Here is a 22,308-nt window from a genome sequence, read left to right as displayed (position 1 = left end):
GCCAGGCACCCAATTGAAGAAGCCCGCTCATTTGAGCGGGCTTTTTTATTGCCTGAAATTCAGCCATTTCTGCACAGTTTCCCGTGCTATTCCCCTTTTGCTTGCTCCGCAACGGCAGTGCCATGTTGATTCTGCCTACTTCCATTTGAGCCCTTTTGAGACATCTCTCCAGCCCTCGGTCAGCATTTCTCCCCCTCCGCTGCTAGCCAATTTCCTGATGGTGCAACAATATGGGCATTCTTTTTGTTGATGATCACTATTGCCCCGGCTGGGGATGACAAGGGCTGCGGGATCCTTAGACTGTGAACTTCATCGACAAGGGAGCTGTGTATGTTGGGGATCCACGATCTGGCGTTGTTTATCCTGTCAGGCCTGCTGTTGAACATGATGCCGGGGCCCGATTCCCTGCTCATCATGCTGCGCAGCGGCTCCCAGGGCTGGCGGGCAGGCTCCATGGCGGCACTGGGGATAGGAACTGGCACCATGGTGCATGTGCTGGCTGCTGCGTTGGGGTTGTCCGCTCTGCTGAGCGCCTCGGCCGAGCTGTTTGCCGTCATCAAGTTGATGGGCGCGCTTTATCTGGTCTATCTCGGTTTATCCATGTTCAGGCAAGGGGGAGGAGGCCGGGTATCGGCTGAAGAGGCTGTGTCCCTGCCTGTGCTCTCCTATGGCCGGATCTTCCGGCAAGGGTTACTGACCAATGTGCTCAACCCCAAGGTGGCCCTGTTCTTCCTCGCCTTTGTGCCCCAGTTCATTGCGCCAGATGCACCGCAAAAAGCGCTGGCATTCATCGTGCTGGGCTGCATCTTCAATTTCAACGGCATGATCTGGTGCCATCTGCTGGCTTTCTCGACCGCCTATGCGAGCCGCAAGGTGAGGCTGCCTGCAAGGCTGAATACCTGGCTCAACCGTGTGATGGGAGGCTTGTTCGTGGGGCTTGGCATCAAGCTGGCGGTGGAGTGAGAAGATAAACGTCGTCCATAGAAAAAGGCGTATCCCATTGCTGGGATACGCCTTCGTCTGCACTGCAGCAGGATGACTGAAATCAGTTCATGCCGTAGCGCTTGAGTTTCTTGCGCAGAGTACCGCGGTTGATCCCCATCATCACGGCAGCGCGAGTCTGGTTGCCACGGGTGTACTGCATGATCACGTCCAGCATGGGAGCTTCGACTTCGGAGAGAACCATATCGTACAGATCAATCACTTCCTGACCGTTCAACTGGGCCAGGTAGTTCCGCAGGGCCTGTTGCACAGAGTCACGCAGGGGGCGCTGGGTCGGCTCGGCAGCGTGATTGTGAGTAGTTGTTACCAATGCATCAGAAGTCAGGGTTTGTTCGAACATATTCGGTCGGCTCTTTAGTTATGCGTTAACCTAATCCATCGAAATACGCTTCGAGTGCCTCGAGTTGTGCGTCTGCACAATCCAGGGCATTGAAGTGCTTACGGAATTCTCGGCCCGTCTCTTCTTCATCCAGATACCAACCCACATGTTTACGGGCAATGCGCGCTCCCAGATATGCACCATAAAACTGGTGCAGGTTGGTTACATGCTCGTTCATCAGGGTGCGAACCTCTTCCCTCTCGGGAGGTGGCAGCTTGGTGCCTGTCTCAAGAAAATGACGGATTTCCCGGAAAATCCAGGGTCGTCCTTGCGCAGCACGGCCGATCATCACGGCATCAACACCGGTATAGTCGAGGACATACCGGGCCTTCTCCGGGCTGTCTATGTCGCCATTGGCGACAACAGGAATCGATACGGCCTGCTTAATCGCCCTGATAGTGTCGTACTCCGCTTCGCCCTTGTAGAGACAGGCTCGGGTACGACCATGCACGGCGAGGGCCGCGATACCGCAATCTTCGGCGATTCGGGCGATCTCCTCGCCATTGCGGTTATCCGGATCCCATCCTGTGCGGATCTTCAAGGTGACAGGCACGTCCACTGCGTTCACCACGGCCCGGCAGATGGATCTGACCAGGTCTGGTTGGCGCAACAGGGCAGAACCTGCCAGCTTCTTATTCACTTTTTTTGCCGGACATCCCATGTTGATGTCGACGATCTGAGCGCCCTGCTCCACGTTGTAGCGGGCGGCAAACGCCATCATCTCGGGGTCGGCTCCGGCAATCTGGACCGATCGCAAGCCCCCTTCAGCAGAGTGATCCATTCTCATCCGGGTTTTCTGGGTATCCCAGACATCCGGGTTGGCCAGCAGCATCTCGGAAACGGCCATGCCGGCACCCAGCCGCAAACAAAGTTCACGGAATGGTCGGTCTGTTACACCGGCCATGGGAGCCACGATCAGGGGAGTTTCAAGCGTGTGGGGACCTATCTGCATTCCACGGTTACCATCGGCTTAGGGCGGCGTATATTACGCATTTTTTAGTCAGGAGAAAAGGTTAGTATTTGAGCGTCAGCCATTTTTTTCTGAAAAAAACGTCGCGCCAAGGCTTGCAAAATCAGGAGTGCTTGAAAATCGGACAGATTGTCGAAGCGAAGCGGCGGGGCCAATTGGATGAGGGGGACCATGATTTGCCTGTCCCCATCCCGGACGGGTTTGCGTTATGATAGCGAGCTTGTATCGAGCAAAGACTCCAAACAAATTCATTACAAATAGATTGGGGACGTATGACGGCAAGGTTCATCAAATCTCTCTACCCGTGTCTGCTTGGCGCCATGCTGGGCTCGGCCCAGGCTCAGACGGTCAGTTTCAGCGAAGCCTGGAGCCGGGTCATTCAACAGGATGACGGGCTGGCGGCGGAACAGGCCGGGGTGGAGCGGGCGCAACAGCTGCGCGAAGCCGCCAAGGCCATGTATTTGCCCAAGGTGGACGTGGGGGCCAGCTACACCCATCTCGATCAGCCGGTGGAGCTGGACATGATGGACCTCAACCCCATCGCCAGTCATCCTGAGTTCGGCAAGGTACTGGCGCCCATCATGCAGGCGCTCAAGCTGACGCCCAATGACTTCGTTACCCCCCTCACCAAACAGAACGTGGTGACCAGCTCGGTCAAGATGCTCTGGCCGCTGTTCACCGGTGGTCGCATCGATGCGGCACAGGACATTCGCCAGGCCCAGGTGAGCGAGGCGCAGCAGTTGCTGGTGCTCAAGCAGCAGTCCACCTTCGAGAGCCTCTCCCAGACCTATTTCGGGGTGGTGCTGGCGGCCCAGGTGGTGCAGACCAAGCAGGAGATCGAGCAGGGGCTGGCTCACCACCTGGAGCATGCCAAGAAGCTGGAGGCTCAGGGCCAGATCGCCCGGGTTGAGCGTCTCTCCGCCCAATCGGCCTATGACCGGGCCCGCATCGATACCCAGAAGGCGCGTCGCAGCCTGGAGATTGCCCAGCTGGCCCTCGGCCACATGCTCAAGCTCAAGCAGGCGGAGCCCGATACCCAGCTCTTCATCAATCCGCAGATGCCTGAACTCGCAGCCTTCGTGCAGGAGACGCTGGCGGTGCACCCCGGCCTCAAGTTGCTGACGGCCAAGAAGGAGCAGGCGCAGGGGATGATCAAGCTGGAGAAGGGCAAGTACGCCCCCGAGCTGTTCCTGTATGGCAACTACAACCTCTATGAGGATGACTCGCTGGCCTCCAAGACCACCCCGGACTGGCTGGTCGGGGTGGGCGTCAGCATGCCACTGGTGAGCCGTGACGGCCGCTCCGAGACGGTACAGGCGGCCAAGAGCGCCGAGCTGCAGGTCAATCTGCTGCAGGCCAAGACCCGCCAGGATCTGGAGTTGCTGGTCGAGAAGACCTGGCGCGAGGCGGCGCAGGGGCTGGAAGAGTTCCAGTCGCTCTCTTCCACCCAGGCGCTGGCCGAGGAGAACGTGCTGCTTAGGGACAAGGCATTCGGGCAGGGGCTCTCCACCTCCCTCGATGTGGTGGATGCCCGCAACCAGCTGGCCGGGGTCAAGACCCAGCGCGCCGCTGCCGCTTATCAATACGTCATTTCGCTGGCGCGTCTGCTGGCCCTCTCCGGGCAGATGAACAGCTTCAACCAGTATCAGCACGGGCAGGCGATCGAGGTGAACTCATGATCGCGGCCTGCCTTGCTCCCATTTTCATGTCTGTTTCGACCGCCAAGGGTCGCCCGTTTGCCGAGGTGAATTCATGAGTCATCCCCCCATCAAGAAGAAGATGAGCCAGGGCAAGCCGCTGCTGCTGCCATTGGCGCTGGTGTTGCTGGTCATCTGGCTGGGCTGGCGTTTCTGGCTGGCCTATCAACCCGAGCCGGTGCGTCTGCAGGGGCAGATCGAGGCGCAGCAGTACTCCGTCTCCTCCAAGGTGGCGGGCCGCATCGAGGAGGTGCTGGTGAAGAAGGGGGATCAACTGGCCAAGGACCAGCTGGTGTTCACCCTGGCGAGCCCCGAGATTGAAGCCAAACTGAGCCAGGCCAAGGCGGGCCAGGCCGCGGCAGGCGCCATGGCGCAAGAGGCCGAGAAGGGGGCGCGCGCGCAGCAGATCGCCGCCGCCAAGGATCAGTGGCAAAAGGCCAAGGCGGCCGCCTTGCTGCGCGGCAAGACCTACGAACGTATCGCGAGCCTGCACCGGGATGGCGTGATGTCGCTGCAAAAACGCGATGAGGCCTGGACGGCCTGGCAGGCGGCCAGGTACAGCGAAGGCATGGCCTGGCAGCAGTATCAGATGACCCTGGAAGGGGCACGGGAAGAGACCAAGATCGCGGCCCGTGAGCAAGCCAAGATGGCGGCAGGTTCGGTGGCTGAAGTGGAGGCCTACCTGGCCGACACCCGCATCAATAGCCCGCATGCGGGTGAAGTATCCCAGGTGCTGCTGCGCAGCGGCGAGCTGGCCCCGCAGGGCTTCCCGGTGGTGACCCTGCTCGACATGAGCGATGCCTGGGCCCAGTTCCACGTGCGCGAAGATCTGCTGCCCCGCTTCGCGCTGGGCACCGAGTTCGATGCTCGCATCCCCGGTCTTGGCGAGCAGACGGTGCGCTTCAAGGTGACCCATGTGGCCGTGATGGGGGACTTTGCCACCTGGCGTGCCACCGACACCCGCCAGGGCTTTGACATGAAGAGCTTCCAGGTGGAGGCGCGCCCGCTGCAACCGGTCGAGGGGCTGCGGGTCGGCATGAGCGTGCTGGTTGAGCTCTGATGGGACGCGAATGGCGGTTGTTGTGGCAGGATCCGTTCGGCCGGGCGCTGGCCAGCTGGTTGCCCCTGCTGCTGATGGGGATCCTCTGCTGGATCTTCTCTGCCGGGCTGGCGCGGGATCTCAAGATAGGTCTGGTGGATCTGGATCAGAGCGTGCTGTCGCGCCAGCTGGTCTATTCGCTGGATGCCTCCGCCGGGCTCAAGGTCGCGCGACAGTTCGACTCCATCGCTGAAGGGGCCAACGCCCTGCGGGGAGGCGACATCTACGCCCTGGTCGTGCTGCCCGACCATCTCGAGCGGGATGCCAGGCAGGGTACCCAGCCGCGGGTGACCGTGTTCAACAACGGCCAGTTCATCCTGATCGCCAAGCTGGTCAACTCGGCGCTGGCCCAGGTGGTGGGAACCCTCAACGGCCAGGTTGGCGTGCTGACGGCGATGGCCGATGGCAAGGCGCTGCCCGGGGCGCTCGGCCAGGCGGTGCCCATCAACAGTCAGGTGACGGCGCTCTACAACCTCAATGCCAGTTACGCCCAGTTTCTGCTGAGCGCCATCCTGCCTGCGGTGTGGCAGATCCTGGTGGTGCTCTACGGACTCAATGCGCTGGCCCGCACCGACCGGCTGGGACTGGACTGGACTACCAAAGGGGTCTGGTTCGGGCTCTGGCGCACCCTGCTGCCCCACGTGTTGATCGGCTGGGGCTGGGGGCTGCTCTGGACGCTGTTGCTGTTCAAGGGCTTTGCCTATCCCATGCACGGCAGCTGGCTGATGCTGACGGTGGGGTTGGGGCTGGCCTCGGCCGCCTGCATCAGCATGGGAGCCTTCTTCTACGCCATCATCCGGGATCCAGCCCGGGCTCTGTCGCTGGCGGGGGCCTACACGGCGCCGGGGTTCGCCTTCATGGGGGTCACCTTTCCGGTCAGTGCCATGGGGGATTTCGCCCAGTTCTGGCGCAGCCTGCTGCCCATCTCTCACTATGTCGAGCTGCAGATCGGCCAGACCAACTACGGTCAACCGCTGGCGGCAGCGCTGCCGCAGTTCGGCGCCCTGCTGCTGTTTCTGCTGCCCCTGTTGCTGGTCGTGCGCCGTTACCGGGCACAGGCGAGCGCAGCCCAGTCACAAGAGGAACTCAAGCCATGATGGGATTCCGGGATCTGCTGCGCCTCGAGCTGCGTACCCTGCTGGCGGACAGGGCCATCATGCTGACCCTGTTTGGCGGCGTCTTCTTCTACTCCTTCCTCTATCCGCAGCCCTACCTGCATCAATTGCCGCGGGAAGAGGCGGTGGTGGTGGTCAACGAGGATGGCAGCCAGCTCTCCCGTCAGCTGGAGTTCATGGCCGATGCGACGCCGCAGGTAAAACTGGTGGCCCGGGCCAGCTCGCTGGATGAGGCTCGCCAGCGGATGATGGCTGGCGAGGCGAGCGGAATCCTGCACATCCCCAATCACTTCTATCGGGATCTGATGCTGGGCAAGAGCGTGACCCTGAGCTATGCCGGCGATGCTTCCTACTTCCTGGTTTACGGCACCATCGCCGAGGGGCTGGCCCAGGCGGGCGGCACCCTGGCCGCCCAGGTGAAGGTGGCCAGGCTGCTGAGTCACGGCGAGGCGCTGCCGCAGGCGGCCATGGGCTGGAATGCGGTGGCCCTCAACGTACTGCCGGTGTTCAATCCGACCATGGGCTATGTGAACTACGTGGTGCCGGCGGTGTTCGTGCTGATCCTGCATCAGGTGCTGCTGATGGGCACCGGCATCCTGGGGGCGACCCAGAACCAGCGCAGCCAGCGCGGCGAGTCAGGCTATTGGCAGGATGCGCCCGTCCTGCCACTGCTGCTGGCCCGAACTCTGGTGGTGGGGGGGCTGTTCGTGCTGCCGGTGAGCTACTTCTTCGGCTTCTGCTTCGATCACTACGATATCGCGCGCACCGCCGAGCCGGCCGCACTCTGGTTGTTCACCCTGCCGTTCCTGCTGGCCACGACCTGGTTTGGCGTCGCGCTGGGGGCCCTCTTTACCCGGCGCGATCTGCCGACCCAGGTGGTGCTTGTATCCTCCTTGCCGCTGGTCTTCCTGGCCGGCTTCATCTGGCCGCTGGAACTCATTCCGGCGCCGCTCAACTGGCTGGCCCAGTGGGTGCCGAGCACTCCGGCCATCGAGGGTTTTTTGCGCCTCAACCAGATGGGGGCGGGGTTCGAGCAGGTTGCCCGTTACTGGTGGCAGTTGTGGGGGCTGGCGCTGCTGTATGGCGCCCTGGCGTGCCTGCTGCTGGGCTGGCGTCAATCCCAGAGGCGAAAGGTTCGCCCGGCCGCGCCGGCGCGGGATGCCGTGAGCGAGCCCTCCGCCGGTTAGGTGTTCCCCGAAAGCAAAACGGTCAGCCCCAGGGCTGACCGTTTTGCTATGGCGCTGGCTCATGCCCGGCTGAGGCTTGGGTCGCCGATGGCGTAGATCTGGCCTGCTGCCGCCTCGTCGGTCAGCAGACGCAGCCCGCAGGCGGCGACGTCGGCCCGGCGCACCAGACCATGCATCTCCTTGCCCTGACTCAGCACGGCCGCACCGGTAGCGATGCCATCCTGCAGGCCGGCCGGGCGCAGTATGGTCCACGCCAGCGTGCTGGTCTGCAGCCAGCTCTCCGCCAAGCTCTTGAGCCGCACCTCGTGGCCGAAGGCGGCCCGCGCCCGCTCGGGCAGATATTGCCAGCTGTCGCCACAGCCGAGGGAGGTGACCAGCAGCAGACGCTTGAGTCCGGCCCGCTCCATCTCGTCGATCACCTGGCGGTTGCCAAGATAGTCGACGGGCTCAACCTGGCGAAAGCTGCCGAGAGTGGAGACCACGTGGGCATCGCGACCCGCGTGCCGGCAGGCGGCTGCTACCGCCTGCGGGTCCAGGGCATCCCCGCTGATGACGTCGACGCCCAGCGATTGCAGCTCGGCGGCCATGTCGGCATGGCGCACCAGGGCGACGACCCTGTGGCCAAGTTGCAGTGCCTGCTCGGTGAAGGCGCGGCCCAGCCCGCGGCTGGCTCCGAAGATGAGTGTGGTTGGCATGGAGCTGCTCCCTTGAGTGAAAGGGCTAGCCTAGAGGGCGGAAGAGGCGTTGTAAATGAGAGTTGTTTTTATTTGTCTGGCAGGAGAGAAAACGGTGAGCCGGAGACACCCGGCTCACGCAGCATCAGCCGTTGTAGTGGCCGATATTGGGACGACGGCTGGGGCCGCTCAGGTGGATATCCACCGGGTTGAACGCCTTGATCGCCTCGAAGCTGAAGTCGCCGATGGCCTGATGCAGGCTCTGGGGGCTGTGGTTGGTGATGAGGATGACACTTTTTGAGAGGTTGCGGCGACGGCGCAGCAGGTGGCCGAGGAAGCTGGACTGGCTCTCCGCCATCTTGGCGCGATTGGCCGCCACCTCGTCGATGATCAGCAGGTCAACCTCTTCCAGGGCGCGCCGGTACTGGTTGCGCTCCTCCTGATCCTGGATGACGTTGAAGAACAGCCGATCAACGATGGAGGCCCACTGCTGGAAGATCACCGACTTCTGGTGGCGTTCGATCAGCTCGTGCGCCACCGCGCCGGCCAGGGTTGACTTGCCGGTGCCGTAGTCGCCATAGATCAGCATGCAGCCACCGCCGCTCTTCTCCCAGTGTTCGAAACCGCTGATGAAGTAACGGGCCGTCTCGATGGGGTATTGCAGCGCGGGGTCGCCGGCATCCATGCGCTCGAACACCCAGTCCGGGTTGAGGTCGGCCTGGGCGATCAGCTTCTGGATCCGCTCCTGGCGCGCCACCTTCTGCAGTTCGCGCACCTCGGCGTTGGCCTTGGCGTCGTACTCCTTGCGCAGGGTTTCATAGTCGTACTGGCTGCCACCGGTCTGGGCCTGCAGGCGACGAATGCGCTCGAGCAGACCGCTGACGTGGCGGCTTAATTCGGGGTCGTGCATCCGTTGCTCCTGCTTGGCCTTGGCGATCTTCCGGCGTTTGGCCTCGATCTCTTCCAGCTCCTGGCGCAGGGGATCGTGCGGGTCAGTCATGGAGTGCTCCTTCTGCTCGGTCTGGGTGGGGACTGGGGTCTGATTTTGCCTGCTGGCAGGGGCCTTCTTCAATCATTATCCGGCTCCTGGCGCTGCGCGGCCAGCCGCTTGGCCTCTTCGATCATCTCCTGCGCCCGCTTGCTCGGGCCAGCCTCCACCGGCTCCGGGGTGACTTGCTGATAGCCGGTCACGCTCATCGGCTGGCGGCGGGCGTAACGGCGGGTCTTGAGGGCGCGAATGAACTTGAGCATCCACTGGTGCTGGGAGTCGAACACCTCGGGCCGCCCCAGCCAGTAGGCGATGAACTCGCCGAGATCCTCTTCGCTGTAGCTGGCATCGATCACGCCGCACAGGCGGGCGAGGGCGGGCAACTCTTCATCCGGGCGCCACTGCAGGTGCATCTGGAAGGGGCGCTCCGGCAGGGGGCTGCGCACCCGCTGGGTCAGCAGCGGCAGCTGGAACGGACACTGATGGTAGTGCTCACTCTCGGTCTGGCTCTCTACCTGCAGCAGGCCGGCTTCCATCAGCTCATCAAACAGTTCGGTCAGCTGGCGGGCATTGACCTGAAAGGAGAAGCCGCTGGGATCGCCCGGGTCGACCACCGCCAGCGCCCGCCCAAGCTCCGGGTAGTTGAGCCTGGCCAGCTGATTTTCCAGCACCAGCCGACGCAGCTGCAGGGTATAGAGGCTGCGGGCAGGATGGGACAATCTGGGGTGGGCGAGGGCGCTGTATTCGGCTGGAGTCATGGCATGCTTCATCGACGAAATTGAGGGGCATTATCCCCTATGGCGGGGCCGCATACAATTGATGGTGGCTGGGGGAGATGCAGCAGGGCGAGGGCGTGGCCGATCTCTGCCCGCGCGCGTCAGGGGAGTGATTGTCTCCCGTATGCCCCCTTGCTAGGCCGAAGCGATGCCAGCAGGGCAAGGCGGGTTTTCGGGCAACCTCATTACCTGCTTTATTTCAAACAGTTGACGGTCTAAATAGCTATCTGGCATAGCTTTAATGGAGATTATTCTATCATCCGATTGGTCAGTGCAGTCGGTTATGGTCTAGGCTTGAAGCTAAATAACTGGTTGACTAATAAGAGCTTTATCAAGATGTCAAAAGCCGGATTACGGATCCTGGTGGTGGAAGACGAGGTCGTTTTTCGCCACTCCTTGGTAAATTATCTCGAGCACGATGGCGCCTGCGTCTTCCAGGCTGAAGACGGTATCGAAGGTCTCTCCGCCGCCGCGCTTTACCACCCCGATGTTGTCTTGTGTGACCTGAACATGCCCAACATGGATGGCCATGAGGTGATCGCCTGTCTCTCTGCCCGCTATCCTCATACCCCTGTCATCGTCATCTCGGCCCAGAGCAAGATGGAGGCGGTCGAACGAGCGCTGCGCGCCGGCGCCCGCGACTTTCTGCTCAAGCCTATCTCGGATTTCGGTCAGGTGCGCCGCAGCATAGAGCAGTGTCTGGCGGCTAACCACGGCTATGGGCAGCAGCTGGAGTTGATGGATCACATGGATTTTTTCCGCGAGCACGACAAGGCGGCCACCCGGTTGCTGGCCTGGTTGAAGCCTCCCGGTCTGCAGGAGTGGGGCCCCTGGCAGGTGACCTTCAAGGGGATGGGCAACCTGTTCATTCCCGATACCTTCAAGGTGGATGACAAGCTGCTGGTGCTGGTGATGGAGCTGCCGGTGCTCGGGGTGGATGCGGCGTTTTGCGGGGCCCTGGTGCGCTCCCTGATGAACGGGCCCTATCGCCAGTTTCAGCGCGGCGAGAGCCTGTTGCTGACTCAACCCCATCGGCTGCTCGACTACCTAAATCTGCAGCTGATCGAATCCGGCTTGCGCCACTCGTTTGCCATGGCCGCACTGCTGTTTGATCAGGAGGACGGGCTGGTCTTTGCCAATGCCGGGCTGACTTCGCCCCATTGGCTGGTACGCTCCGGGGGGCTGCCGCTCGGCCTGCTGCGCACCAGTCACTACGCCTTGCACAGACGCAGTTGGCATGAGCCGTTTGACCTGCAGTTTCGCAGTGACAGCGGCAGTGCCCTGCATGTGCATGTTCGACATCATTGAGGCCTTGTCAGACGGCCACATACAAAGAGGGCGCCCATGGGCGCCCTCTTTGTGTTGCTGATCATCCCAACCGGTTTAGACGGTAGCGGATTGCAGCTTCTTGTCGTGTTCCTGCGGCTCTTTGGCCGGACCTTCGGCACCGTGCATCCAGTAGACCAGGCGGTTGGCCATGGTCAGCAGGATCAGGGCGCTGATGACGGCTGCCAGCGCGATGCCACCGAAGATGGCCATGGCACCGGACTCGCCGACGAAGGAGCCGATGAAGCCGGCGGCATAGTTGGCGAGAGCCACGAAGCCGAACCAGGCACCCATCATCAGGGAGGCCAGACGCAGCGGAGCCAGCTTGGTCACCATGGAGAGGCCGATCGGGGAGAGGCAGAGCTCGCCCAGAGTGTGGAACAGGTAGGCGCCGACCAGCCAGAACATGGAGGTCTTGACGGCCTGATCACCACCTTGTTCCAGCACGGCACCGATCATGAACAGGAAGCCCATGGCCAGGAACAGCAGACCCATGGCGAACTTCACCGGGGAGTTCGGCTCTTTCTTGCCGAGCTTGATCCAGATGGCGGCCACGATGGGAGCCAGGGTGATGATGAAGAAGGGGTTCAGGGACTGGAACCAGGCGGTCGGTACTTCGAAGCTGCCGATCATGCGGTCGGTATACTCCTGTGCGTACAGGTTCATCAGACCGCCAGCCTGCTCGAAGCCGGCCCAGAAGATGATGGTGAACAGACCCAGCACCAGGATGACCTTGATGCGATCCACTTCCTGCTTGGTCAGCGGGGCTTTCTGCTCTTTGGAGCGCTGCTCGGCGGCGCGCTGGGCGGCCGGCACGCGGCCGATATCACCCAGGAAACGCTGGGCCATGGTGGCCTGTACTACCAGAGAGAGCAGCATGCCGATACCGGCGCTGACGAAGGCGGCTTGCCAGCCGTAGGCGGTGGCGGCTGCGCCGCAGATCACGCCGGCCAGCAGGGAGCCCAGGTTGATGCCCATGTAGAAGATGGTGAAGGCACCGTCACGACGGTGGTCACCTTCCTGATACAGATCACCCACCATGGTGGAGATGTTCGGTTTGAACAGACCGTTACCCACGATCAGCAAACCAAGACCTGAATAGAACACCGTGTTGACCATGTCCGGGAACATGGCGTGGGGCAGGGCCAGCGTGAACTGGCCGGCGGCCATCAACACGGCCCCGAACAGGATGGCGCGACGCTGACCCAGGAAGGTATCAGCCAACCAGCCGCCGATGATCGGGGTGATGTAGACCAGACCGGTATAGATGCCGTACAGCTTGAGGGCATCGGCCTGAGTCCAGCCCATCCCGCCGTTGGCAGTCATGTCAGTCAGATAGAGCACGAGCACGGCACGCATGCCGTAGTAGGAGAATCTCTCCCACAGTTCGGTACTAAAGAGCAAAAAAAGCCCTTTAGGGTGACCTAAAAAGGTCCCTTTGGACGGATTATTCATTGGAACTTCCACCTGTGTCTTATATTTTTTTAGAAATTTTATGCAAGGGCTAGGAACAAGCCTTAATCCTTATAGAACAAGCGTGATTAAATTACAATATTATGATTTAGCGATATTTTATCTATCAATGGTTGAATATTTGTTTATAAAATGAAAAAGGGCATCGAATGATGCCCAGTATAATATTCTTTCGTTTGGTTAAATATTCAGCGATTACAGCTGCTTGGCAAACTGCTTCAGCCAATTGATAAATTCGCCGTTCAGCTCCGGATGGCGCGCGGCATATTCCACGTTGGCTTTCATGTAACCCAGCTTGCTGCCACAGTCGTGGCTGCGCCCTTTCATGAAGTAGGCGTTGACCTGCTCCTGCTCCATCAGCATGGCGATGGCGTCGGTCAGCTGGATCTCGTCACCGGCACCGGCGGGGGTGCGTTCCAGCAGCGGCCAGATGTTGGAAGAGAGCACGTAACGGCCGACCACCGCCAGATTGGAGGGGGCTTCATCGCGAGGCGGCTTCTCGACGATGGCCTGCATCGGCAGGGACATGCCCTCGCTCAGCGCCTCACCCTTGATGTCGGCGATACCGTATTTGTCCACTTCGCTCTCGGGGACGGCTTCCACCATGATCTGGCTGATGTGGTTCTCTTCGAACATGTGCACCATCTCGGCCAGATTGTCCTGCTTGAGATCGCTGGCCACCTCGTCGATCAGCACATCCGGCAGCAGTACCGCAAAGGGGTTGTCGCCGATCAGCGGGCGGGCGCAGAGCACCGCGTGACCCAGCCCTTTGGCTTCACCCTGACGCACGTGCATGATGGTGACGTCTTTCGGGCAGATGTGTTGCACTTCTTCCAGCAGCTGACGCTTGACCCGCTTCTCGAGGGTTGCTTCCAGCTCGAAACTCTTGTCGAAGTGGTTCTCAATGGAGTTCTTGCTTGAGTGGGTGACCAGCACTATCTCCTTGATGCCGGCCGCGATGGCTTCGCGCACCACATACTGGATCAGCGGCTTGTCGACGACGGGCAGCATCTCCTTGGGGATGGCCTTGGTGGCTGGCAGCATGCGGGTACCCAGACCGGCGACGGGAAGAACGGCTTTGCGTACAACGAGCGGTGTCTTTTTCATGGAGAGAGTCCAGAGATACAAAGTGGGCCCATGATACCCGAAGAAAAATAGGGCAGCCACAGGCTGCCCTCAGGATGGAAGTGGCGGAAACCGGTTACTTGACGATGATCATGTCCCGATTTGCTTCCAGCGTGGCCGGCCCGATACCGCTGACATCGGCAAGCTGGTCAACAGTGGTGAACTTGCCCTGTTTCTCGCGATAATCGACGATGGCCTGTGCCTTCTTCTCGCCGATGCCCTTGAGCGCGGTCAACTCGTTGATACTGGCGGTATTCAGGTTCACCTTGCCACTCTCCTTGGCGGTGGCAACCGTGGTGGCCGGTGTGGCGGCGGGCTTGTCGGCGGCCAGCAGGGGCTGGCTGAGCAGCGGCAGGCAGCTCAGCAGCAGGGTGGCGGTCAGGGTCTTGTAGTTCATGGCGTCACGTCCTTGTGTTGTGGGTTTCGCTATTGAGGATTAGTCGAGCCGCGCCACTTTTTGTCTGTCATATCTGACACTGTATAAGTCAGAGCAAACGGCTATAAGCCTCCTCTATCCAAAATGGGTACACTGCTCCAACCATTTGACCAGGATGTCTTTTTCCATGTTTTTTCCCGCAATCTCCGAGCTGGAGCCCATCGCCCGTGCCGCCGGCGAGGTCATCATGGCCATCTACAGTCAGCCCTTTACGGTGGAGTACAAGGGGGACGAGAGTCCGCTGACTGCCGCCGACAAGGGGGCACACGAGCTGATTGTCGCTGCGTTGGCCCGGCTCACCCCCGACATTCCCGTGCTGTCGGAAGAGTCCTCCCCCGAGGTGATGGCGGCGCGACTCGGCTGGTCCCGCTATTGGCTGGTGGATCCGCTCGATGGCACCAAGGAGTTCGTCTCCCGCAACGGCGAGTTCACCGTCAATATCGCGCTGATCGAGCATGGCCAGCCACTGTGGGGTCTGGTCTATGCTCCCGTGCTGGACAGGCTCTGGTATGGTGGCAAGGGGGTGGGGGCCTCGCGCATTGCCGATGGCAAGCATGAGGCTATCCAGACCCGACCTCATCAGGAAGGCACACCCTGGCGCGTGGTGGGCAGCCGCAATCACCTGTCACAGGAGACCCTCGATTACCTGGCGCGCTTTGGTGACATGGAGCGGGGCGAGATAGAGCTGGTCTCCATGGGAAGTTCGCTCAAGTTGTGCATCATCGCCGAGGGGGGCGCCGAGCTCTATCCGCGCCTCGCCCCGACCTGCGAGTGGGATACGGGGGCGGCGCAGGCGGTACTGGAAGGAGCTGGCGGCAGCGTCACCCAGCTGGATGGCTCGCCGCTGCGCTACAACAAGCCCGACATCCTCAACCCCTGGTTTGTGGCCAAGGCATAAACGGGACGGTGAAATGCAAAAAGGCCGGGCTGGAGTGAGTCTCCAGTCCGGCCTTTTTATTTCTCTACTGCCCTTGGGTCAGAAGACCTTCTTGAACGGCTTGATGGTCACCTTGGCATAGACACCGGCCGCCACATAGGGGTCTGCATCGGCCCAGGCCTTGGCATCCGCCTGCGAGGCGAACTCGGCGATGACGGTGCTGCCGGTAAAGCCGGCATCGGCCGGATCCTCGGCATCGATGGCCGGGTTGGGGCCGGCGGTGAGCAGCCGTCCCTCATCCTGCAGGGCTTGCAGTCTGGCCAGATGGGCCGGGCGCGCCTGCTTGCGCAGCGGCAGGCTGCCCTGAACATCTTCGGAGTAGATGAGATACCACATGAGAGGATCCTTTTCTGATGGCGGTTATTTTTTCAGTTCGTCTTCTTGCTTGGTCAGCTGTTCGGCAGGCAGGTGGCGATAGAGATAGACACCACTCAGCAGGGTGAACACCAGGGTCATGCCGAGCAGGCCAAACACCTTGAAGTTGACCCACACCTCTTGCGGCAGGTTGAAGGCCACATAGAGGTTGAGCAGGCCGCAGACGGTAAAGAAGCCGACCCAGCCGAGATTGACCCGATCCCAGACAGGATCCGGGGCCTGCAGCTCCTTGCCCAGCATCTGCTTGATCAGGTTCTTGCCAAAGCCGTAGCGGCTGATGAGCAGGCCCAGCGCGAACAGTACATTGATGACGGTCACTTTCCATTTGATGAAGGTGTCGTCGTGGAAGATGACGGTCAGGCCGCCAAAGAAGCCGACCAGCAGGAAGGTGAACAGCTGCATCTTCTCGACCTTGCGATAGCGAACCCAGCTGTAGGCGAGCTGCAGACCGGTCACCACCACCAGAGCGCCGGTGGCCATGTAGATGTCGTAGAACTTGTAGACCGCAAAGAAAACGATAAGAGGAATAAATTCAATAAATTGCTTCATGTCTGGCTCGTCGCCCTCAAGAGTGGAACGCAAAATTTCATCCAGTGTACCTGCCCGATGGGCAACGGCAAATGAATAAGACCGCTCATTCGCCAGCCAGTTCCTCAGCCAAATAGCTGCCCTGCGATCTCATCGCCCAACCGTTTCTGATCTGCCAGCAGCTCACGAATATGTCGCTCCTCGATGAGGGGATTGAGCAGTACGGCCCGCAACAGGGTGAGCGGTTGGGCACCGTAGCGACCCACGGCCCGCTGGGTGCGGGAGACAAAACTGTGCCCCTCGGCGCGTTGGGCCTTTTGCAGCGCGACGTTGAAGGCATTGACCTGTTCGTTGGCGGCTTCGTCCAGCACCTTGCCCTGCAGATGAAGGGGGATGCAGCGATAGGAGAGCAGGTTCATCACCGGGGCCGACATCAGTTCGAAGGCCGGATCCTGGTCGATGAGGCTGGCCATCAGGCGGGCCCGGTCGTAGTTGGCCTCGATGAGCTCGGCATAGCCCTGCTGGCCGAACAGCTGGAAGGCGGCATCCAGATAGAGGGCGTTGGCCGGGCGGGTTCCCTCCAGGGTGAAGCGCCCCTGATCAAAAGAGCTGGCGCGGATGGCGTAGGGGGCCTCCCGCTTGACCGCCATCATCAGGTCCGGCTGGCGGCAGAGCAGCATGCCGGTACCGAGCGGCACCAGCAGTTGCTTGTGGCCATCCAGGGTGACGGTGTCGGCGTGCTCGATCCCCGCCAGCAGCCGCTGATAACGGGGCGAGAAGAGGGTCGGGCCACCCCAGGCGGCATCCACGTGGAAGTGGATCTGCTCGCGAGCGGCGATGGCCACCAGCTCAGGCAGCGGGTCGATGGAGCCGAAATCGGTGCTGCCGGCCACACCGACCAGGGCCAGCACCTTGAGTTTCTGCTCCTTGCACTGGGCCAGCGCCTGCTCCAGCGCGGCCAGGCTGAGCCGATTATGCTGGTCGGTCTCGAGGCGCCAGACGCTGCGCGCCCCCAGCCCCAGCAGATCCATCCCCTTGTCGAAGGAGTAGTGCATCAGCCGCGAGCCCAGAATGACGGCGCCGCGATAGCCCTGCTCATAGAGGGCGAACAGGTTGTCGCCACAGGCGCGGTTGCGGGCCAGCCAGAGGGCGGTGACGTTGGCGATGGTGCCGCCGCTGGTCATGACGCCGAGCGCCGCATCCTTGGCATGCATATGGGTGCGATAGAAGTCCTCGTCGGCGCGATAGACGAGGCGATGCAGCTTGGCCAGCACCTCCCGCTCCAGAAAGCTGAGCAGGCGGGAGGATTCCATCTTCATCGGGTTCTGGTTGAGCATCACCACCAGACGGGAAAGCTCGGCGGTGAAGGCTGGCAATGGTGCTGTCATATGGCCCATGTAGCGTGGCGAGGTCAGGTGGGAGGCGCCGGGCACCAGGGTGGCCAGCCTGGTCAGGTAGTCCGCCATGGCGAGCCCTGTTTCCGGCATGCCCGATTGTTCAAGCTGGTGGGTGAACTGGTCGCGCTGATAGGGAGCCTGACTGTCATCCGAGTGGTGGAAGGTTTCCAGCAGATCCGTCATGGCCTGGCCAAAGGCCGGATCCGGTTGTGTAAACAGCTCAGTCAACTTCATCAGGTTCTCCAGACCGGGTTGCCGGGGAGTCGAGAGGGAACAAGGGGCGGCAACAGCTAAGTGGGCATCGGCCGCAGAGCATACACCAAAGGTCAACGGCTGACAGCCATGCGCGCGGTGGGGAAGGATCGCAAATAGGGATGGATCATCTTTAAGCTAACACTTGTACTCTGAAATGGCGGCAGCTAGAGTGAGCGCAGTTTGGGCAGGAGTATGCAATGAGCAGTGTGACGGATTATTCGCCCCGCGAGGAGCTGGCCAACCGCCTCAGCCATGGGCTGGGGCTGGTGCTGGGGATCCTGGGGTTGGTGTTGTTGTTGAACAAGGGCTGGGAGCAGGGCACCCAGGCACTGATCAGTTACAGCCTGTATGGCGGCAGCCTGGTGCTGCTCTATCTGGCCTCGACCCTCTATCACAGCATGGCGGAGGGGCCGGCCAGGCGCTGGTGCAAGGTGTTTGATCACTGTGCCATCTATCTGCTGATCGCCGGTACCTATACCCCTTTTCTGCTGGTGGCGCTCGACACGCCGCTGGCACAGGGACTGATGGTGGTGATCTGGGGGCTGGCGCTGGCAGGGGTGGTGTTCAAGCTGCTGTTCATCAACCGCTTCAAGAAGCTGTCGCTGTTTACCTACCTGATGCTGGGCTGGCTGTCGTTGCTGGTGGTCTATCAGCTTTATATCCATCTGGAGGGGGAAGGCTTGCTGCTGCTCGGGCTGGGTGGTCTCATCTACAGTCTGGGGGTGATCTTCTATGTGGCCAAGCGCATCCCCTACAACCACGCCATCTGGCATCTGTTCGTGCTGGGGGGCAGTGTTTGTCACTTTATGGCCATTTATGGTTACGTCGCATAACTAGCCCTTAATTGGTATTTTTTGTTGCTCGAAAGGATAAATTCGTGCGGTATCACACAGTTGACCGCGGCGTTTGCTGACAAGCTAGGGACAGTTCAATTCGCAAAGGATGCACGAAATGAGTGATATCGCGCTTTCCATCAGCATGTTGTCGCTGGTGGCAGTGCTGGGGCTCTGGCTGGGGAACTGGCGAGTCTATGGCGTTGGTCTCGGGATCGGAGGGGTGCTGTTCGGCGGCATCATAGTGGGCCACTTCGCCGGCCTCTCGGGGCTGGCGCTGGATGAGCAGACCCTGCACTTCATTCAGGAGTTCGGCCTGATCCTGTTTGTCTACACCATCGGTATTCAGGTCGGTCCCGGCTTCTTCTCCTCCCTGCGCAGCTCCGGCCTCAAGCTCAACGGCTTCGCTGCCCTGCTGGTACTGCTCGGCTGCGCGGTGGCGGCAGCCCTGCATCAGTTGTTTAATGTGCCGCTGCCAGTGATCCTGGGGGTCTTCTCCGGCGCCGTGACCAACACCCCTTCCCTCGGTGCCGGCCAGCAGATCCTGGCCGAGCTGGGGGCCGCCCCCGGTTCCACCGGCCTGATGGGGATGGGCTATGCGGTCGCCTATCCGTTCGGCATCTGTGGCATTTTGTTGACCATGTGGCTGATCCGTATGTTCTTTCGCATCAAGATCGACGAAGAAGCCGCCCAGTTTGAACAGCAGGCCGGCAAGACCAAGGAGAGTCTGCAGACCATCAACATCGCGGTGCGCAACCCCAACATCCACGGCCTGATGCTGAGCGAGATCCCGAGTCTCGACGAGGCCGACGTCATCTGCTCGCGCCTCAAGCGCGGCGAGGAGCTGATGGTGCCGCGACCGGAGTCACGCATCGAGCTGGGCGACCTGCTGCACCTGGTGGGTGAGCGACACGCCCTGCGCAAGGTGCTGCTGGTGCTGGGGGAGGAGGTGGAGACCTCGCTCTCGACCCGCGGCACCGACTTGCGGGTGGAGCGGGTGGTGGTGACCAACGAGCAGGTGCTCGGCAAGAAGATCCGCGATCTCGACATCAAGCAGAAGTACGACGTGGTGATCTCGCGCCTCAACCGGGCCGGCATCGAGCTGGTGCCGACCAGCCAGACCAGCCTGCAGTTCGGCGACATCCTCAATCTGGTGGGACGGCTCGACGCCATCGAGGCGGTCACCAATGTGGTGGGCAACGTGCAGCAGAAACTGCAGCAGGTGCAGATGCTGCCGGTGTTCATCGGCATCGGTCTCGGCGTGCTGCTCGGCTCCATCCCCTTCTACCTGCCGGGCTTCCCGGCCGCGCTCAAGCTGGGCCTGGCAGGTGGGCCCTTGGTGGTGGCGCTGATCCTGTCGCGCATCGGCAGCATCGGCAAGCTCTATTGGTTCATGCCCCCCAGTGCCAACCTGGCGCTGCGGGAGATCGGCATAGTGCTGTTTCTGGCGGTGGTGGGCTTCAAGTCCGGCGCCGGCTTCATCGATACCCTGATCAACGGTGACGGCCCGGCCTGGATGATGTACGGGGTGGCGATCACCCTGATCCCGCTGCTGGTGGTCGGGGTGCTGGCCCGTCTGTACGGCAAGATGAACTACCTCACCCTGTGCGGTCTGCTGGCCGGCTCCATGACGGATCCTCCCGCCCTGGCGTTTGCCAACGGCATGCATCCCACCAGTGGTGCCAGCGCGCTCTCGTACGCGACCGTCTATCCGCTGGTGATGTTTCTGCGGATCATCTCGCCCCAGCTGCTCGCCATCCTGCTGTGGGCTGGCAGCTGAATATGACCCCGAATGGGAGCACTTGATGTGCTCCCTTCATGAATTTGCAACATATTGATCATCTTGATTTTATTTTTATTTCCACCGCTATTGACCCTTCTGTTTAACCGACCGTTCCGGCCTTGAATCAGTCTATCCATTCGAATTTTCTAACTGGTTTCTGGTGCCGTTCGCGGGCACATTAGACGGTGGAATATTGCATGCCGATAGAGATTCAGGAGAGCACATGAGCAGCCACGAAATTGCATTGGATCAGGACGTTGTCGTTACCCAGTTGAAAGGCAAGGTTTACCTGGTCGCCGCAGATGGCAGCCAGCAACCGCTCGCCGAAGGCGATATCCTGCCCAAGAATGCCGTGTTGATCACTCCTGAGGGCGCCAGCTTCAAAGGTGGCAACCAGACTTTCACCCTGAGCCCGACCAACGAGCAGCAGGCTGAGGATGAAACGTCTCAAGAGCCCCAGCTTGCCCAGAACGTACCGAGCGGCAACCCCGATGACATCGCCGCCCTGCAGCAAGCCATTCTGGGTGGCGCCGACCCGACCAAGGCGTTTGAAGCCTCTGCTGCCGGTGGGGCTCCTGCCGCCGGCGGTGGTATTGGCGGCGTGGCCGGCGCCAGCGGCAATGGTGGTTTTGTCACCATCGACCGTACCGGCGATGCCACCATAGCGGCGGCGGGTTTTGATACGACCTATCAAACCGATGCCGGCGTGACCGCTGATGCACTGCCGGGTGAAGAGAACCGCCTGATCGATCTGGTGCCGCCGGTGATCACCGTCTCTGCGCCTGACAATACCAACGACACTACCCCGACCATCACGGGTACCACGGATGCCGCCGCCGGCAGTACCGTGACCCTGCTGGTGACCGATGCCAATGGCAACCAGCAAACCCTGATCACCACCGTCAATCCGGATGGCACTTTCAGCGTGGATGTCACCACGCCGCTGCCGGATGGTTCCTACACCGTCACGGGCAGCGTCACCGATCCGACCGGCAACACCGGCACCGCGACTGACGATGGCAGCGTGGACAGCACAGCCCCGGATCTGGCCATCGAACTGGATGTCAACATCACCGCCGACGATGTCATCAACGCTGCCGAAGCGGGTCAGCAGATCCCGGTCAGCGGCACAGTCAGCGGCGAGTTCAAGGCGGGCGACGCAGTCACCCTGACCGTCAACAACACCGAATACACCGGCAAGGTGGACGCCGCTGGCCGCTTCACCATCCTGGTGGCGGGCAGCGATCTGGCGGCGGACAGCGACCGCACCATCGAGGCTAGCGTGACCAGCATAGACGCGGCGGGCAATAGCACCACTGCTACCGATAGCGAAGGGTTCGAAGTTGATCTGGAAGTATCAGAGCTGGCGATTCGCTTGGACTCCGATATCACTGCGGACGATGTGATCAACGCAACTGAGGCCCAGCAGGATATTCCTGTGAGCGGCACCGTGAGCGGCGAGTTCAATGAAGGCGACACAGTCACCCTGACCGTCAACGGCAAGACCTTCACCGGCCCGGTGGCTGCCGATGGTCGCTTCACCATCCTGGTGGCGGGCAGTGATCTGGCAGTAGATACAGACCGCACTATCGAGGCCAGCGTGACCAGCACCGATGCAGCGGGCAACAGCGCTACCGCGACCGACAGCGAAGGGTTCGGGGTTGATACCACGGCGCCGGTGGATCTGGCCATCACGTTGGATGCCAACATCACTGATGACGATGTCATCAACGCCACTGAAGCTGGTCAGCAGATCCCGGTGAGCGGCACCGTGAGCGGCGAGTTCAAGGCTGGTGACATCGTCACCCTGACCGTCAACGGCAAAACCTTCACCGGCCCGGTGGCTGCCGATGGTCGCTTCGCCATCCTGGTGGCGGGCAGTGATCTGGCAGTAGATACAGACCGCACTATCGAGGCCAGCGTGACCAGCACCGATGCAGCGGGCAACAGCGC

The 22,308-nt window shown here is 61.2% G+C and carries 22 protein-coding genes; 11 read left to right on the top strand and 11 right to left on the bottom strand.

The features are described 5' to 3' along the window. Both AB5Y98_RS12920 and AB5Y98_RS12915 read left to right on the top strand, forming a co-directional pair. Nucleotides 1-250: hypothetical protein (locus AB5Y98_RS12920; protein ID WP_368232031.1), on the top strand; the 250-nt coding region annotated here is incomplete at its 5' end. A gap of 80 nt (nt 251-330) precedes the next feature. Beyond that, nucleotides 331-963 carry a LysE family translocator gene (locus AB5Y98_RS12915; RefSeq protein WP_268028099.1) on the top strand — a complete coding sequence of 211 codons (633 nt, stop codon included), beginning with the start codon at nt 331-333 and terminating at the stop codon, nt 961-963. An 82-nt stretch (nt 964-1,045) separates the two neighbouring features. Here the strand turns inward: AB5Y98_RS12915 and fis are convergent, their stop codons facing one another. Beyond that, on the bottom strand, nt 1,046-1,342 hold the full coding sequence (gene fis / locus AB5Y98_RS12910) for a DNA-binding transcriptional regulator Fis (protein ID WP_005309538.1): 297 nt from the start codon (nt 1,340-1,342) through the stop codon (nt 1,046-1,048). Nucleotides 1,343-1,367: 25 nt separating this feature from the next. After that, complete coding sequence (gene dusB / locus AB5Y98_RS12905; protein ID WP_117405924.1) at nt 1,368-2,333, bottom strand: tRNA dihydrouridine synthase DusB; 966 nt, start codon at nt 2,331-2,333, stop codon at nt 1,368-1,370. Nucleotides 2,334-2,671: 338 nt separating this feature from the next. On the opposite strand from dusB, the gene AB5Y98_RS12900 reads away from it, so the two are divergent. From AB5Y98_RS12900 to AB5Y98_RS12885, 4 genes are all read left to right on the top strand, one after another. Continuing rightward, nucleotides 2,672-4,030 carry a TolC family protein gene (locus tag AB5Y98_RS12900; protein WP_017763945.1) on the top strand — a complete coding sequence of 453 codons (1,359 nt, stop codon included), beginning with the start codon at nt 2,672-2,674 and terminating at the stop codon, nt 4,028-4,030. Nucleotides 4,031-4,103: 73 nt separating this feature from the next. Continuing rightward, complete coding sequence (locus AB5Y98_RS12895; protein WP_368232030.1) at nt 4,104-5,108, top strand: HlyD family secretion protein; 1,005 nt, start codon at nt 4,104-4,106, stop codon at nt 5,106-5,108. Next, nucleotides 5,108-6,244, top strand: a complete 1,137-nt coding sequence (locus AB5Y98_RS12890) for an ABC transporter permease (protein ID WP_368232029.1) — start codon at nt 5,108-5,110, stop codon at nt 6,242-6,244. The genes AB5Y98_RS12895 and AB5Y98_RS12890 overlap by 1 nt, the downstream gene beginning before the upstream one ends. Then, on the top strand, nt 6,241-7,449 hold the full coding sequence (locus AB5Y98_RS12885) for an ABC transporter permease (RefSeq protein ID WP_368232028.1): 1,209 nt from the start codon (nt 6,241-6,243) through the stop codon (nt 7,447-7,449). The genes AB5Y98_RS12890 and AB5Y98_RS12885 overlap by 4 nt, the downstream gene beginning before the upstream one ends. Nucleotides 7,450-7,508: 59 nt before the next feature. Here AB5Y98_RS12885 and AB5Y98_RS12880 read toward each other — a convergent pair whose 3' ends face one another. The 3 genes from AB5Y98_RS12880 to AB5Y98_RS12870 form a co-directional block, all read right to left on the bottom strand. Beyond that, entirely contained in the window at nt 7,509-8,144 is a 636-nt protein-coding gene (locus AB5Y98_RS12880; RefSeq protein ID WP_368232027.1) for an SDR family oxidoreductase, read from the bottom strand. 124 nt (nt 8,145-8,268) lie between these two features. Next, nucleotides 8,269-9,123, bottom strand: a complete 855-nt coding sequence (locus AB5Y98_RS12875) for a DnaA/Hda family protein (protein WP_005309562.1) — start codon at nt 9,121-9,123, stop codon at nt 8,269-8,271. 68 nt (nt 9,124-9,191) lie between these two features. Continuing rightward, the gene (locus tag AB5Y98_RS12870; RefSeq protein WP_005309566.1) at nt 9,192-9,869 is read right to left on the bottom strand and encodes a DnaT-like ssDNA-binding domain-containing protein; all 678 of its coding nucleotides are present in this window, start codon (nt 9,867-9,869) and stop codon (nt 9,192-9,194) included. A gap of 354 nt (nt 9,870-10,223) precedes the next feature. Here AB5Y98_RS12870 and AB5Y98_RS12865 point away from each other — a divergent pair, with 354 nt between their 5' ends. Next, nucleotides 10,224-11,195, top strand: a complete 972-nt coding sequence (locus tag AB5Y98_RS12865; RefSeq protein WP_368232026.1) for a response regulator — start codon at nt 10,224-10,226, stop codon at nt 11,193-11,195. A 75-nt stretch (nt 11,196-11,270) separates the two neighbouring features. Here the strand turns inward: AB5Y98_RS12865 and AB5Y98_RS12860 are convergent, their stop codons facing one another. From AB5Y98_RS12860 to AB5Y98_RS12850, 3 genes are all read right to left on the bottom strand, one after another. Next, nucleotides 11,271-12,668, bottom strand: a complete 1,398-nt coding sequence (locus AB5Y98_RS12860) for a peptide MFS transporter (RefSeq protein WP_336291932.1) — start codon at nt 12,666-12,668, stop codon at nt 11,271-11,273. A gap of 213 nt (nt 12,669-12,881) precedes the next feature. Further along, on the bottom strand, nt 12,882-13,793 hold the full coding sequence (gene galU / locus AB5Y98_RS12855; protein ID WP_005309577.1) for a UTP--glucose-1-phosphate uridylyltransferase GalU: 912 nt from the start codon (nt 13,791-13,793) through the stop codon (nt 12,882-12,884). Nucleotides 13,794-13,887: 94 nt separating this feature from the next. Beyond that, nucleotides 13,888-14,208, bottom strand: a complete 321-nt coding sequence (locus tag AB5Y98_RS12850; protein ID WP_017780975.1) for a ComEA family DNA-binding protein — start codon at nt 14,206-14,208, stop codon at nt 13,888-13,890. Nucleotides 14,209-14,374: 166 nt separating this feature from the next. Between AB5Y98_RS12850 and cysQ the strand changes: the two genes are divergently transcribed. Next, entirely contained in the window at nt 14,375-15,145 is a 771-nt protein-coding gene (gene cysQ, locus AB5Y98_RS12845; protein WP_368232025.1) for a 3'(2'),5'-bisphosphate nucleotidase CysQ, read from the top strand. Nucleotides 15,146-15,223: 78 nt separating this feature from the next. Here the strand turns inward: cysQ and AB5Y98_RS12840 are convergent, their stop codons facing one another. From AB5Y98_RS12840 to AB5Y98_RS12830, 3 genes are all read right to left on the bottom strand, one after another. Further along, nucleotides 15,224-15,520 (bottom strand): YciI family protein, encoded by a 297-nt coding sequence (locus tag AB5Y98_RS12840; protein WP_005309589.1) that lies wholly within the window; start codon nt 15,518-15,520, stop codon nt 15,224-15,226. A 24-nt stretch (nt 15,521-15,544) separates the two neighbouring features. Then, complete coding sequence (locus AB5Y98_RS12835; protein WP_005309592.1) at nt 15,545-16,108, bottom strand: septation protein A; 564 nt, start codon at nt 16,106-16,108, stop codon at nt 15,545-15,547. Between the two features lie 104 nt (nt 16,109-16,212). After that, complete coding sequence (locus AB5Y98_RS12830; protein WP_368232024.1) at nt 16,213-17,718, bottom strand: aminotransferase class V-fold PLP-dependent enzyme; 1,506 nt, start codon at nt 17,716-17,718, stop codon at nt 16,213-16,215. Between the two features lie 218 nt (nt 17,719-17,936). On the opposite strand from AB5Y98_RS12830, the gene AB5Y98_RS12825 reads away from it, so the two are divergent. From AB5Y98_RS12825 to AB5Y98_RS12815, 3 genes are all read left to right on the top strand, one after another. After that, a complete protein-coding gene (locus tag AB5Y98_RS12825; RefSeq protein ID WP_274182135.1) occupies nt 17,937-18,572 on the top strand; it encodes a hemolysin III family protein in 636 nt (211 codons plus the stop codon). Nucleotides 18,573-18,690: 118 nt separating this feature from the next. Then, nucleotides 18,691-20,352, top strand: a complete 1,662-nt coding sequence (locus tag AB5Y98_RS12820; protein WP_274182136.1) for a putative transporter — start codon at nt 18,691-18,693, stop codon at nt 20,350-20,352. A gap of 226 nt (nt 20,353-20,578) precedes the next feature. Further along, nucleotides 20,579-22,308: retention module-containing protein (locus AB5Y98_RS12815; RefSeq protein WP_368232023.1), on the top strand; the 1,730-nt coding region annotated here is incomplete at its 3' end.

It is taken from the genome of Aeromonas sp. s3 (genome assembly GCF_040907805.1).
GTDB classification, from domain to species: Bacteria; Pseudomonadota; Gammaproteobacteria; order Enterobacterales; family Aeromonadaceae; genus Aeromonas; species Aeromonas dhakensis.
This window is presented reverse-complemented; position numbering and strand designations above follow the sequence as displayed.